The 14,296-nt window shown below is 46.2% G+C and carries 11 protein-coding genes; 6 read left to right on the top strand and 5 right to left on the bottom strand.

Annotated features, from left to right (window positions below):
* Positions 1-30: 30 nt before the first annotated feature.
* Both ACGHTT_RS15085 and ACGHTT_RS15080 read right to left on the bottom strand, forming a co-directional pair.
* Positions 31-3,414: a response regulator gene (locus ACGHTT_RS15085; protein WP_390591700.1), complete on the bottom strand. Its 3,384-nt coding sequence runs from the start codon at positions 3,412-3,414 to the stop codon at positions 31-33.
* Positions 3,415-3,430: 16 nt separating this feature from the next.
* Entirely contained in the window at positions 3,431-4,672 is a 1,242-nt protein-coding gene (locus ACGHTT_RS15080) for an ABC transporter substrate-binding protein (RefSeq protein WP_390591699.1), read from the bottom strand.
* A 436-nt stretch (positions 4,673-5,108) separates the two neighbouring features.
* Here ACGHTT_RS15080 and ACGHTT_RS15075 point away from each other — a divergent pair, with 436 nt between their 5' ends.
* The gene (locus ACGHTT_RS15075) at positions 5,109-5,726 is read left to right on the top strand and encodes a glutathione S-transferase family protein (RefSeq protein ID WP_390591696.1); all 618 of its coding nucleotides are present in this window, start codon (positions 5,109-5,111) and stop codon (positions 5,724-5,726) included.
* A 103-nt stretch (positions 5,727-5,829) separates the two neighbouring features.
* On the opposite strand, the gene ACGHTT_RS15070 is transcribed toward ACGHTT_RS15075, so the two are convergent.
* The 3 genes from ACGHTT_RS15070 to ACGHTT_RS15060 form a co-directional block, all read right to left on the bottom strand.
* On the bottom strand, positions 5,830-7,350 hold the full coding sequence (locus ACGHTT_RS15070) for a family 16 glycosylhydrolase (protein ID WP_390591694.1): 1,521 nt from the start codon (positions 7,348-7,350) through the stop codon (positions 5,830-5,832).
* A 472-nt stretch (positions 7,351-7,822) separates the two neighbouring features.
* Positions 7,823-8,782 (bottom strand): AEC family transporter, encoded by a 960-nt coding sequence (locus ACGHTT_RS15065; protein WP_390591692.1) that lies wholly within the window; start codon positions 8,780-8,782, stop codon positions 7,823-7,825.
* 21 nt (positions 8,783-8,803) lie between these two features.
* Positions 8,804-9,484: a UPF0149 family protein gene (locus ACGHTT_RS15060; protein WP_390591690.1), complete on the bottom strand. Its 681-nt coding sequence runs from the start codon at positions 9,482-9,484 to the stop codon at positions 8,804-8,806.
* A 676-nt stretch (positions 9,485-10,160) separates the two neighbouring features.
* Between ACGHTT_RS15060 and ACGHTT_RS15055 the strand changes: the two genes are divergently transcribed.
* The 5 genes from ACGHTT_RS15055 (at position 10,161) to ACGHTT_RS15035 (ending at position 14,283) form a co-directional block, all read left to right on the top strand.
* Positions 10,161-11,177, top strand: a complete 1,017-nt coding sequence (locus tag ACGHTT_RS15055) for an IS110 family transposase (protein WP_390591688.1) — start codon at positions 10,161-10,163, stop codon at positions 11,175-11,177.
* 165 nt (positions 11,178-11,342) lie between these two features.
* Complete coding sequence (locus ACGHTT_RS15050) at positions 11,343-12,053, top strand: hypothetical protein (RefSeq protein ID WP_390591687.1); 711 nt, start codon at positions 11,343-11,345, stop codon at positions 12,051-12,053.
* A 118-nt stretch (positions 12,054-12,171) separates the two neighbouring features.
* A complete protein-coding gene (locus tag ACGHTT_RS15045; protein WP_390591686.1) occupies positions 12,172-12,609 on the top strand; it encodes a TonB family protein in 438 nt (145 codons plus the stop codon).
* Between the two features lie 719 nt (positions 12,610-13,328).
* The gene (locus ACGHTT_RS15040; protein WP_390591685.1) at positions 13,329-13,556 is read left to right on the top strand and encodes a hypothetical protein; all 228 of its coding nucleotides are present in this window, start codon (positions 13,329-13,331) and stop codon (positions 13,554-13,556) included.
* 79 nt (positions 13,557-13,635) lie between these two features.
* Complete coding sequence (locus ACGHTT_RS15035) at positions 13,636-14,283, top strand: DUF998 domain-containing protein (protein ID WP_390591684.1); 648 nt, start codon at positions 13,636-13,638, stop codon at positions 14,281-14,283.
* The last annotated feature ends 13 nt before the right edge of the window (positions 14,284-14,296 follow it).

Below are 14,296 nucleotides of genomic sequence, written 5' to 3'. Positions count from 1 at the left end.
TGTGTCGTCGAGCAATATTGATTGGCTAGGTTAGCTCTCTTTGTTGTTTGTTAAAAAGTCCATGATCAGTATTTGCGTATCTTTGTATGCTGCTTCGATGTTATCTACTTGGGCGATCAGCGCGTCTAGCGACGTTTCTGCGGGCATGACTTCTAGTGTGATACAGGCTTGATATAGTCGCATAAAAGCAAGGTTGCCCGATGTGCCTTTCAAAGCATGGGCATGGGCTTCAATATTTTTCCTGTCATTACACTCTGCCGACTCTTTTAACTTATGCAACATTTCTGGGGTACTTTTTTGAAACATACCAAGGAGTGTGGCCAAGCGATCACGGCGGCCTTTGACCCGTTTTAATGCGGTGTTGATATCCCAAGTGGGTTCATCCGTAGTGGGTTCTTTATTAATCCTTGCTTCAATCCTTGTCTTGCTTCCTTTGCCATCTGCCCAACGCACCAAAGTGCGGGTTAGTAGTAGGCTATCGATGGGTTTGCTCAGATAGTCATCCATACCTGAATCTAAGCATTGTTCGCGATCGCCAGCCATGGCATTGGCGGTCATGGCGATGATCGGAATTGTGCGATTATGATCGCCCGCTAGGCCTTGACGAATTGCCCGGGTGGCAGCAAATCCGTCCATAACCGGCATCTGGCAATCCATTAATACTAATTCAAATTGCTCCCCTGTCGATTGTTCAAGCAGGCAATTAAGTGCCGCCTTGCCGTCTTCTGCAAAGGCTGGCTGAATACCAAAATCCGCCAACATCATCCGCACAACCTCTCGGTTCACTTCGTTATCCTCTACCACCAGTAGTTTCAGCCCGTGCAGTGATTCGACGTGCGCATTGGAAGGCGTGAACTCGTTGACAAAATGTTGCGTTAGCAATGGCTGCGCGGCCTTAATTGCTTCGCCGTCGTCGATCAGTATGGAGATTGCGCTGAGTAAGTCACTGATAGTGACGGGTTTCGGAAAATAGGCCTGTATCCCAAGCTCAGCGTACTTTCGCGCATCACCAGGTTGCGGCTGGGAAATCATAAGTACTAGTTTAAGGTCCTTAAATTCTTCAGATTGGCGAATTTCTTTGGCCAGCTGTACGCCATCCACTTCTGGCATTTGTAGATCCAGAAAAACAAGATTAAAGGGATGCTTGCTGTCTACAGCTTGGTGTAATAGTTGCATCGCTTGTTCTGCGTTATAAGCCGCTGATGCATGGGCGCCCCACCTATTTAGCTGATCGGTTAACACGTCACAATTTGTTGTATTGTCATCAATAACCAACACTCTGGCATCGTAGGGCGAAATATTGGGCATTGGTATTTGCTTGCGTTTAGATTTGTGTAATACAAAATCGCAATAGAATTCAGATCCAACCCCCTGCGTGCTTTCTACCTTTATTGAGCCACCCATGAGTTCACATAAGTGCTTACAAATGGTTAAACCTAAACCTGTGCCACCGTACTTGCGTGTGGTAGAGCTATCGGCTTGAGTGAATGGTTTAAAAAGCTTGTCTTGTTGGCTTTTTGAAATACCGATGCCAGTATCTTTGACCCAACACTGTAGCCGGCATTGCGTTTTATCCATGTTCGTTATGCTGGCTTTTAGTGTGATTTCACCTTGCTCAGTGAACTTTATTGCGTTGCCTACTAAGTTGGTTAAAACCTGTCTTATTCTGGATGGATCTCCTGTGACAAAATTGGTGGGAAGCTCGCGTAGGTCGAGCACCAATTCCAAATCTTTCTCCGCAACACGCAAAGCCATACCATCTGAAAAATCACTAAACATTTTAATGGGGCTAAAATCTATTTTTTCGATGGATAATTTTCGTGCGTCAATTTTTGAGAAATCTAATATATCGTTGATAATGTTTAGCAAATATCCGGCGCTCGATTTGGCGATGTTCAGTTGTCGGCGCTGTTCCTGATTGAGATTGCTGTTGTCGAGGATTGATAACATACCAATAACACCGTTCATGGGTGTTCTTATTTCATGGCTCATGCTTGCCAGGAATTCACTCTTAGCTTGGTTGGCATTTTCTGCTTCTATGCGAGCTTTCTCCAAGTCTTGTTGCTGAAGAATTCGTGAGGTAATGTCTGTTACCGAGCCAGCCATTCGTATGGCATCGCCTTGCTCATTTCTTAGGGCGTTGCCTCTAGATCGAAAAAATCGATAGTTACCACTTTTATGTTGCAATCGAAATTCTATATCATAGGGCGTTGAATACTTTATGTGATTAAGTAGCGCAAGGTAGCTTGGCTCGGAATCGTCAGGGTGAAATTTTTCCTGCCAAGCTGGCCAGTCGTTAGGTAAATTTTTAGTGTCGTCGCCAGCGTAGCCCAAAAGCTCTCTTAGTCTGGGCGAAAAGTAGATTTTTTTGGTTACAATATTCCAATCCCAGATGCCGTCGTTGCTCCCTTCCGTCGCGAGTTTAAATCTCGCTTCACTTAATTTTAGTGCTTCTTTTTCTTGCGCGAGTTCGGCGGCTGATTGCTTCGCCTGTTCGGCGCTTTTTTCCGCGAGCTCCTTGGCGTATTTAAGCTCTGTTTGTGAGGATTGAAGTTTTCTGTAGGGGTTTAGTAGTGTTTTTTTGCCGGTAATGTAAAGAATGCTAAAGGCGGTAATTATGCTCAATAGTACGCTAAGCATGATTTTCAGTATTGCGCTAAATTTCTCTTGTTTTAGTTGCGGAGCACTTAGTTGGTAGTTTAACGCTATTCTAGAAAAAGGGAGATGTTTTGTAATAGTGACGGCATCAGTGTCGTTTAGTGTCTTTGATGTGCTGATCTTTACGCCATCTTTGGTTAAAACAATGGCTCTGTTTGAGTTTGATATAAGCTTGGCGAAAAGCCGATCGAGATCAAGTTTTATCTCACTTACCAGGACCCCCTCAGGGTAGCCACCTAGGTTAATAGGAACGGCAATTTGGATGTAGGTGATTGTACCCTCATTGATCAGGTTAATTTCTTGATCGCTGGCGCCTTCAATTAACCGGTTAAACCAAGCGTCTTCAGCGTTGTAGGTTTTTGGCTTTTTGTGTCTGTCGTAGAGTGGGCTTGCAGAAATATTTAACACCGCTAAATCTTCGCGATTGCTTAGTATATTTATGTCACTGAGAAAATCGTTGAGATCTGCTTGGCTAAAGCCTGTTTCCATAACGGCATTTTTTAGGACGGGATATTTTGCAATGTCGCGTAAGACTTTCACCCTGTCCTGTATATATTGCTCGAGTAGCTTGGTGGATAGGTTTGCCTCGGCGTGGCTATTGGTTTGCTGGAGCGTTTCTATGGCGTTGTCGACACTTGGGCTAACGAACAGGCTTGCTACAAAGAGTGATGCAAAGAAAGACAGCATCATAACGACAATAAAGGTAAGGGTGACGCTGTTTCCTTTTTTGGTTTTATTCTCTGCCGGGTCCTCCATGCTTTAAGTCTTTCCTCTAAGGTAGTAGCTCAATATCGTTGTTGTCAGTGAATCGACCCATGCATAGATCGTCTTTGCCAAGTGCTTCATGGGCATCGGTATCGCTCGCGCTGTATTGGCGAAACGGTTGTTGGTAGGTTTTAATTAAGCCCTTGACAGGCGTTGTAATATTTTCCAGTTGGTTGCGAAGTTTTGCTCTGGTTGTTCTCGTGTCGTCAGAGAGTTCAAATTGATTTAGGGCCTGTATCAGCAATCGACCTAAATCATAGGCGTGGATGAAACCGGTGGGCGCTTTGATATCACTGGCTGAGGTAATGTCTGCGTAACGTTCAATGGTTTTTGCTACCACCTCGGTTGAGAGAGGAGTAGGTTTTGATGATATAAAAGAAAAACAGGTCTGGAGAAAGCTTAAATCCAGATTGTCGCGATCCTCCGCGGACACCATAACTTCAAAGTTGCCGCCTGTAATGCCCCAGTGGCTGATAATTGGTAGATTTAGTGGTTCAGCTAGGGTTTTGTTCGCTTCAATGATAGTGCGGATATCGCGGCTATTGCCCACGTAAATAATACAATCTGCACTCAAGTCGCGAATGCTCCGCAGCATAATGCGAGCGCTTTCGGTGCTGACTTCCCAGTTAAACCAACTCGTTAGAGGGTCTGCATTGCGTTCTTGGCGTACCGCCTGAATCAGGTTGGCTTGGTTGCTTTCCCCCCACGGCGTTTGCTCAAGCAATAAATGCGGCTTTTTGCAGCCTTTGGTTTTGGTGGCAAAGTTGGCGAGTTTGTTACCAGCCTTGGTGTCGTCCACGGAGAGCCTAAATATCCAATTTTCAGCTGCTGGGTAGCGGGTAATTGGCCCACCTGCCGCCCAGGGGACCAGCGTCAGTAATTCATTTTGGTTAATAAAGTCTCGGTATTTGATCAGTGGTGGCGAGTGTAAGCCGGCCATGATTAAGAGAGTGTTCGGATCAGCTAACGCCTTGTCCATATGTAACTTGCTACGCCGTGTGTTGCCCCTGTGATCCAGCGGTATTAGCTCGATGGGGTGACCCTGTATTTGATTGTCGACTTCATCAAGAGCGATCTGTAAGCCGCGCTCTATGGCCAGTGCCGAGGCTTGGTTGTGGGTGCGGTCGGCATCTAGGTAGATGCGAAGCGGGGAGGCAGTGCTGCCCCAAGCCCGAGTGGTCAGGCAAGTAACAAGGCAGATAAGGCTTATGGTAGCGGCCTGCGCGATGTTACCCCAAGGTTGTCTCATCTAATTCACTGCTCTAAAGCTAGGACTGACCTTTAACTTTAGCAGCTAAATCTGTGCTGTGGGCTGAGGCTGGCCGCCGAATAACCCTTATAGTTGTATGGGTTTAATCGCAACCAATATGGCCGGAATTGAGGTTAATGGGGAGCCGATTCTGGGCTGAATCGTCTAGTTTGGCGATAGGATGTTTGGCTGAATGGAGTGCTCCTGAGCCGCATCTTCAGGCCGATGACCTGAGCTAAACCTGTTGGCGCTAGTGTTTAGGCTAGTACAGCGTCGAGACAATGATTGCGAGCATTGCCTAGAGGTCTTACACGCTCTATTGTGTGGGCAGAGATCGGCGACGACATTGTTTGCCAAGCTGATGTAGATCGGTTCCAACGGTTGCTAGGTACACTAAATATTTAACCCTGTTAGCCCTATTGAAGTGGAGAAGGATATGCCAAAGATTAAAGTGACTTATTTTGACGTAGATGGCGGCCGTGGTGAGCCTATTCGCTTAGCGTTACATTGCGCGGGTTTACCCTTTGAAGACCATCGGTTCACCTTTCCCGAGTTTGCGGAAGTCCGAAAAAATACGCCCTTTGGCCAAGTGCCAACCGTTGACATTGATGGCCAAACGCTCACCCAATCTACGGCCTTGTGCCGATACTTTGGCAAGCAAGCGGGCCTGTACCCAAAGGATGATTATCAGGCGCTGTTGTGCGATGAAGTGATGGATGTCATAGAAGATATGACCCATAAATTGGTGGCGACCTTTGGTCTCTCTGGCGATGCACTAAAAACCGCGCGCGAGGCTTTGGTGGCTGGGCCGTTAACGACGTATATTCAGTGGTTAGAGGCGCGCTTGATCAAGCAGGGCGAAAAATATTTTGCCGACAACCGACTCTCCATTGCCGATTTCAAAGTGTTTGTTACCACGCGCTGGCTGAGCTCCGGTCAGCTCGATCACATTCCTACGGATTTAGTGAAAAAGCTCGCGCCTACCTTAGTGGCTCACGAGCAACACATTGCTAACGAACCTAAAGTAAAAGCTTATTACGACAAGCGTGCTTAAGCTTGAGCTAAAATGTTAGTTGCTTGATGAAGTTTTTATTTAGTTCGGAAGCGAAAAAGGCCATTTGTGAAAATGGCCTTTTTTCTAAGTACCTGCTACGGCGTTACTGATAAACCCGAATGTAATCCACCATCATTTTTTGCGGGAAGGTGGAACTGCCATCCGGGCTGCCCGGCCAGTTGCCGCCAACGGCGACGTTCAACAATAACCAGAAGGGTTGGTCGTATACCCATTGACCATATTGCTCCACCTGCGCGCGGCTAGCGGTGTAGAAATTGTGGCCGTCTACGAACCAGCGAATTTCCGACGCACTCCATTCTACCGCGTAAACGTGATAGTTAGCGCTGACAACCTCACCCACATTGTGGGTGCCGGTGATGGGCGTATTGCCTGAATAACCTGGGCCGTGTAGCGCGCCGTGGGTTAAGGTTGGCTCGTAACCGACGTGCTCCATGATGTCGATCTCGCCACCTTGTGGCCAACCTTGGCTGCCAAAGGCGTTGCCCAGTGCCCAAAATGCAGGCCAGATGCCTTGCGTTTGCGGCAGCTTTAGACGGGCCTCAATGCGGCCGTACTGAAAGGACTTTTTATCGCGGGTAATCATACGTGTGGAGGTGTAAGTACAGCTACCGTACCAGCAGTTATAGTTCGCAGGGTTACCTTTGCGTGCCTCGAGTACCAGCACATTACTGCCCGCCGCCGCATCGTATTGTATGGACGCATTTTGACCGTTGGTGTAGTACTGCAATTCATTATTGCCCCAGCCGCCGCCACCGGTTTCAAAAGTCCAATGGTTGGTGTTGATGCTGTCGAATTCATCGGCCCAGGCCAAATTATTATTGGCGCCAGCTTTGCGTACAATCATGGAGCTGGTTAGATCATTGAAGCCTTCGTTTACCAAGCAGTCATCACTCGCTTTCACCACCAATGAGCTGCCGGTGAAGTTGTTGTCTTGAAAAAGGACAGCCTCATAGCCGGGCTGAATGAGCAGTGAGGATGCGTCATTGTTAACAAAACCGCGCGCTTGTAAATTGCTAAGCGTGTAAGAACCTACGTCTAAACCTACGGACCAACCTGTATGGTTGCAGTGTTGGTTGATCACCACATTACCGGATGCGTTACCGCCAACCGCAACCACTTCTATCCAGTTGAGATTCCAGTTGCCAGTTTGCGCAAAAACGCCCAAGTTGTAAGTGCCTGCATTAATCTGCTTGGTGATCTCGACGGTTTGCCAGGTTTGCCAGCCGCCGGTGGCGGGAATGTTAACGTTGCCCAGAATAATGCTGCCGCCGTTTAAATCGGTGGAGGCGGTAGCGCCAGAAGGGCTGGCGACGCGCAAGCGAATTTTGTAATTGCCTGTGCTGGGTATGTTGAGGTTTTGGTAAACTAGCCATTCCCCTTGCTCAATCCAACCCACATTGTGCCCACCGCCGGTATCGGTGGTGACTTCTATATCGACATCGTCAGCGCGATAGGCGCCGCCCGAGTTGCCTGGTGTGGTGTCGAAAAACACATTGTAATCTTCGGCTTGGAAAGTGGCTGCCTGCGCGCCAACGGCAAGGGTTAAGCCTATGGCTAGGGGTAATAGCGAGCGTATGGCTCGCTGAGTCTGGGAAAAAATCATGTTTAGGTTCCTGTCAGAAATTATTATTGATGACGTCCCTTAACAAGCTGGTTGAAGCCTAGGGCGGTCAAACCTGTCCGGGTGTTGCCGGTGGCGTGAAAAGTTAGGGTTTATCGAGCCTCTAAGCGCGCCTTAAAATCGACAACGTTGTCATAATCTTGCAGCTTTTTCCCGAAGTAAAGCGCTTACATTTTGCTGTGGCTTTGTTTCATAAACCCAAATGACGTGGAAATCTGATGGCGTAAGGCTTAGCGGCTAAGGCAAAAAAAATAAATGTAACCTAGACGGTGGTACCTAATGGCGATGTGAGCCCGCCGGTTTGCACGCTTGTCTCGGCTTGCTGTGAGATTGATTGGCACGGTTGGCTTTATTGCTTAGCCTAAGGTACTAAGGCGTGGATCTAATCGGTGGCGTTTCGATGCTGATCAGTGAGCAAGCTGTAGCGACTGTGTTCGGTATGAGGCTCGATCAATTAAAAAATACCCGCGAGGTTCAAGCCGTAAAGAAACGTGCTGATGGTGATGGCGCTGGCTAAGGTGCTGATGGCGATGGTGTTTGAGGCGAGTTGGTGATTACCGCCGATGGCGCGGGTCATAACAAAGGCCGCTGCTGCGGTTGGGCTCGCAAACATCAATAAAATGCAGCCCAACTCAATACCCCTGAAACCCAACAACCAGGCAAAGCCGGTGATGGCTACCGGTACAACAACGATTTTGGCGAATACTATCCAGGCGGATAGCGCGCTGGCGTTACGCAGTGCCGAGAGCGATAAACTGCCGCCTATGGTAATCAGTGCTAGCGGTAGCGTCATGCGGCTGAGGTAGCGGCCGGTATCTTCGAGAAATAACGGCAAAGTGAGATCGAGCGCCACAAAAACGAAGGCCAAACCGATGGACACGATTAAGGGGTTTTTTAATATCCCCAACAATAACTGACCCCAGTGCATACGGGTGTTAGCGGCTAAGCTGCGGGTAAGTGCGTAAATAGATAGCACATTATAAATGGGCGTTACCACGGCGAGAATCAGCGCGGCAACGGCTAAACCGGGTTCGGCAAAGGCCTTGGCGCAAAGCGCGATGCCCATAATACCTAAGTTGCTGCGAAAGGCGCTTTGCACAGCCACCCCTCTATCTTCTGGTACGGCGATAAATCTTTGCGCCAACCACCAAAAAACTAAGAAACTCAACGCTGCTGCGGTTGCCGAAAATAGGGCTAAGCTATGTTGCGTTTGCCAGTCTATGTCGCTTTGAATAATGGCAAAAAACATCAACAAAGGCAGACACAAGTTAAAGACGAGTTTTGATGCTATGCCAATAAATTCGTCGTTAATCCGCCCGGTGCGTTTTAAAAATAAACCCAGAAATACGATCAAAAAAATCGGTGCCGTTACCGATAAGGTAAACTGAATGGCAAGTAGATAAGGGCTAGTCATAACGCAGCCGTTTTCCGAGTATTAATGTAAACAACACTGTTTAAATTTTTTGCCGCTACCGCAGGGGCAGGGGTCGTTGCGACCTACCTTCGGCCCTGAACGCAGCGGTTGGCTCGGGTTTATCTGCGGCGACGGGGCGGGCAGTCGTTGCTCTAACCAAAACCGATGCAACATCAGCGCGGCCAAAGTCAATTCCGACGCCATGTCAATTTGCGCATCCAAGCCTTCTGCCAGGAGGTTGTCAGCTTGTTCTTCAAAGCTCTGTTGCTCGATCAGGGCTAGCCAATGGCTAAATTCCTCCGGTATTTCAGGCCAATCGCCGATAAATACCGCGCGTAAATAACCGAGGCACCAAGTGGCCATAAACCACTGCTCATGGGTTTTGGTCGATAGGTTTTCGAACATAGGCTGGAAGTCGCTGGGCGCCTCCATAAGTTTTGTGGCGGTATCATTCATGGCGCGCAACAAGAGCTCGAAGAACTGGGTGGCTTCAGCGTCTGTTTCCCACGTCGGCTGGTCTTGCTCGTCGCCCCAAATCCAGGGCATCCACTGGCTCGGCATAATCATCTCGGGCCCAGAAACGAGGGCCGTAAGAAAGCCGTCCAGCTCGGAAAAATTACCAATGGAGTCTTCTTCTCCATACTTTTCTAGCATGTCATCAATAAACGAGATATCGGCATCGGTAAGGTAATTGTCTGGCACTGGCTTGTCTCTGAAGGTCAATTTCGGCCTATTGTACAGAAATTCGAATTAGCCGTTACTGGCTGAGTTAAGCGAAAAGAGTACGGTACGGTCGCTTGTTATGGGCCTAGGTGATGAGACAGGCCATTAACCATAGAGAGGCGAGCAAACTTATATGTCAGCGCCTTTGTTTGCTTACATACTCGGAAATTTATCCTCTGTTATAGAGCCTCGATGCAGAATTTCTGGCAACTGCGCTTAAATCGAAAAACGGCGTCTAACAGCTAGACCTTGCCAGCCTGCAAAGGCATGTTCAAAGCCGAAGCGATAGCAGATTTAGCTGAGCGCCAGAATGATTTCCCAATAAAATCAGCCGATTAATCCCGTTTTTCAGCAGCCAAGGCTTAGTTTTGTACTGCAGGCAACTTGGGTTGGTAAGGAAAATTCTATGTAAATTAAGGATTTGCGATGTATATTTAAAATCATTCTAGAAAATATATAGCGCCAGTTTTTCAGATAATGGGTTCAAGAACTTTTTCAATGCTTACTCGATATATTGATAAAATTAATTAAATCAAACGCTTAAGAAATAATGAGTGAAAAACAGCTCAAGAAAATATATTGTCGGCGTCTGTTGAATAATGACATGGACTCTCTCTCCCTAACCTAAACAAAGGTTAAATATTTGGAGAGTGATATGGGCGCGCAAATAATCAGATTCGGTATTGATATTGGAAAAAGGCTAATGGTTGTTCATGGTGTTGACCGTCATGAAAAAATTGTTCTTAAGAAGAACTTTACCCGATCGAAATTGTTAGAGTACTTTTCTAATTTAACTCAGTGTGAAATTGGTATTGAATCCTGCGGTGGTAGCCATTATTGGGCCCGTAAGCTTACAGAGATGGGGCATGAAGTACGTTTGATCTCAGCGAAATATGTAATCCCTTATCGGCGGAAAGGTAAGAACGATGCAAATGATGCTGAAGCTATCTGTGAAGCGATTGGCCGACCAGGTATGAAATTTGTTTCTGTAAAGAGCGAAGATCAACAGGCGATTTTAATGGCCCACCGTATTAGAACTTTTAATATAAAATCTAGAACTGCGCTAATTAACCAAATTCACGGCCATATGCTTGAATTTGGCGTGGTGGTAAGTAAAGGGCGGCATAAACTCACATCAGAATTGGCGGAGCTGATTGATTTTGACCACATACCTAAATTTGTAAAAGTGTTAGTTAATGACTTGCTCGTTACCTTGTGCCGAGTTGAAGACGAGATCGAATTACTGGACCGGTATATTAGCGATTGGGTCAAAAACAACGATACGGCTAGTAGGCTAATGAAAATGGAAGGGGTTGGTGCGTTAACTGCCAGCGCAGTGATTGGAACGGTAGGTGATCCGAAACAGTTTAAAAATGGGCGTCATCTGTCCGCCTGGCTGGGCTTAACGCCTCGACAAAATTCATCGGGTGGGAAGTCAAGATTGGGGAAGATTACTAAGAAGGGTGATCGCTACCTACGAACCCTATTGATACATGGGGCTCGGACCATATTATTGAAGTCCGCTAGAGGAACGAGTCAATACGGGGAGTGGCTGGAAAAGCTTCGGCTTAACAAGCCAGACAACGTAGTTGCGGTAGCCATGGCAGCTAAACAGGCCCGGATGCTATGGTCAGTAATGTCAAATAAGCAAACACAATACCAACCAATTTAAATAGGACAATACTTTCAATTTTTGCTGGTTTGCTAGATGAAAACGGTACAATCCGTGCAGATGCGGGACCTGATAACAGCTTTGGTTAATTGGAACCGACTGAATAATGAGGAGCCACTGCGCAGATGTCATCATGGTCAGCGTAAGCTGGAACCGAATAGATAAATGCAATTGCTACCAAATTCATCCGCCATGCTTGCAAAAACGAGAGAGTCCATAGATAAGCTGTTAGATTCGGAAGCAGTGATGCAATTAGATTTGTTCAGATTTGACGGCGGTGTTTTAAAAGATGAAAAAGATTCTGTCTTTACGCTGTTTGATGATCTCACAAAATACGAATTAGATAAAAGATCAAGAAAATCCGATCGTCATAATTCAATAGATGAGGCCATTCTTAAATCTGAAATCCTTCGATCTTGGCAGGACGCTAGATCAGGATTAACTGACTATCCAATTTATTCAAGATACTTAAGTAAATATCGGGAATTTGATGGTGATGATTATGATAGTCTTAACAGAGAGATTAAAGAAAAAGGCGTGCTATTGCCTGCGAAACAGCTCCTATTTCGAGGGGCGATTTCGGGAGCACAAGGATTTGATTGGACGCGCCCCCTTTCAACTACTATTCATCCGCGTATGGCTGCTTATCATGCATTTAAACACTGGGAGCACGGATCAGATTGTCATTTAACACTGGCTGCGATCATTGTACCTTTAGACAAGAAGCTTAATGCTATCGTAGGGCCGTTTGGAGAAGATCTAGAATTCGGACAGGAATATGAAGTATTAACAAATTTTGAAAGCTCGCCAGTGTATGTTGAAACAAAAACAGAAAAAAATATTACGTATCAAATGCTATCATGGCAAGTAAAGTAAAATAAATCTAACAAGGCCAACAAGTAGGACAGCTACTGCGTCGCTTCATTTTGTGCTTAAATAGCACAAAATAAATCAACTACGTAGCTGCCTCTTATGGCAGCGTTAGAGTAAATTCATGCGGGTAGTATTTTTAAGTGTCTTAATCTATTTCTTTGCTGGTTGCTCCAGTCAATATTATGTAGCTTCGAAAGAGCGGTATCATGAACCACCTGAAAATTTCGATTTTGAAAATCATGAATACTTTAGAACTTATACACCAAAGACCTTATATCCTAAGTATTTGTGCGATTCAGGTTTTGAGGGCTACGCTGTTGTTGAATTTGATATTGACTCTTCTGGTAATACTAAAAATCACAGACTTGTCGAGAGCGATGCCAAAGCTCAATTTGAACAAGTCGCAATATTAAATGCGACAGGAATTAAGTATCAACCTCGAACCATTAATGGTAATCCTCTGGAGGTTACTGGTGTTCGAATTCGAGCCGAATTTTGTGTGGAAACGTGTAGAGGCGCTGACAATATGTGCGAGCACGTTTCAAAGGAATGTAAGTAATTGCTCTAACAAGGCAATCTTTTGGACAACCTACGCGTTGCTTCGGTTGCCCAAAATTGCGACGTTATGTTTACCTATGAATGAAGATTCATCAATAGTTGGGGCATGGCCAAACTTGTTCGGCGGAGAAATCGAAGAACTGATTGTTCAAGAGTTTTGATGTGACGGAAGGCTTGAAAATGAAGCAAATGTACTTTATTTAAAGGTCTCAAATGAATGACACCGACTGTACTTTGATTACGAAATAGTCATTTGGCAGAAAGGGCCGAACGGAATCGATGATCCAAGTGCCGACCGAGGGAAAAAGTTGGCTACCCACTTCGGAATCTAAAGGCAGAGCTTGGGTTAAATGATCAAAGTGGGCTTAACCTTGTCGAGATCAAGGAACCAAAGGCGCCCCAATCGACTTTGCCCTTGTCGATTATCTTTGTGGCCGAGGTTGCGTAGTTCGTGCTAGCGCAGTCATTCTGCAGCCTGCTACGGTTATATTTGTGTTGTTTTCAGTTCCCCATTCACAGATCATACGCCAACGAGATCTACTTATTGTTTCCCCAGCCCATTGTGTCTTGGTGGGCTGTGAATAATTACGATGACAAGTTACTTTTAGGGGGGGGTTATTCGAAACTTTTAACCGCGGTCTCCAGGATCTTTTTGGCTTGGAATGAGTAGGCTTTTTTACTTTTCCTTCGCCCAAAAATTATTTTCATCAAAGGGTTTACATGAAATCTTGGTTTATCCTATTTGTCGGTTTATTCAGTTCCTGGCATTACCTAGATCTAAGCTCAGATAGCCGCTTCTACAACCGGTTTTTACCCATGGTGTTCTTTCTATTTCTTCTTTTCAGCGTAATAAAAATTGCCCTCAAGATAGGCTCAGATGGTAGTGCAAGTGGCGGTGGATCTGACGGTGGCTTCGGTGGTGGCGGTGATTGCGGTGGTGGTGATTAATCCTGCACTTGCACTCATCGATTAGTTTTTGATGAATGGGTCTATTGCTATGCAATGGCATTGTGTGAGGACTTTTCTTGTGAGTGAAGCAGTAAAGCGTTGGTGTTATTTCGCGGGGTTATTGGCGCCAATTTGGTTAGTTGTTGGGGTGACTTTTACCGGCATGTTTTACCCAGACTATAGCCACTATTCCCAAGCGATGAGTGAGTTGGGAGCAAGAGGAGCGCCCACGCAATTACTGTCTCCGCTCATAAATAATTATCCCCTAGCGGTGTTGTTTACGCTGTTTGGCTTTGGGCTTATGAAAACCTTCCCCAAGTCGATGCTCGCTCGTGTTTCTGGTGCTTTAGTCATCGTTCATGGGTTTGGCAGTATGTTAGCGGGTTTTTTCTCCTGTGATCGCGGCTGCGATTTAGTGTCGCCATCAATAGAGCAGAATTTACATAACCTTGCTGGCTTCATCATGTTTTTAAGCCTCTTGCTGGCAAACTTGCTATGGGTTTTTCTTGCTAAGCGCCAGTTGGGTGTGAAATGGTTCGTTTGGTTCTCATTGGCGGTCTCTCTATTTGTTATCGCATTGCTACCCCTCATGGCGAGTGCGGTCGAATCGGGAGAGGGGTTTGGTCTGTATCAACGATTAAACTATGGAGCTCAAGCCTTGTGGGTTTTTGTATTGGCTGGGCTTATGTTGCGTGCTAGCAATTTCAATCAGGCTAAAAGCCGGTAGCGTGATGCTAGAT

Source organism: Simiduia litorea (genome assembly GCF_042853465.1).
GTDB lineage: Bacteria > Pseudomonadota > Gammaproteobacteria > Pseudomonadales > Cellvibrionaceae > Simiduia > Simiduia litorea.
Note: the sequence above shows the minus strand (reverse complement) of the source record. Positions and strands in the feature narration are given on the sequence as shown.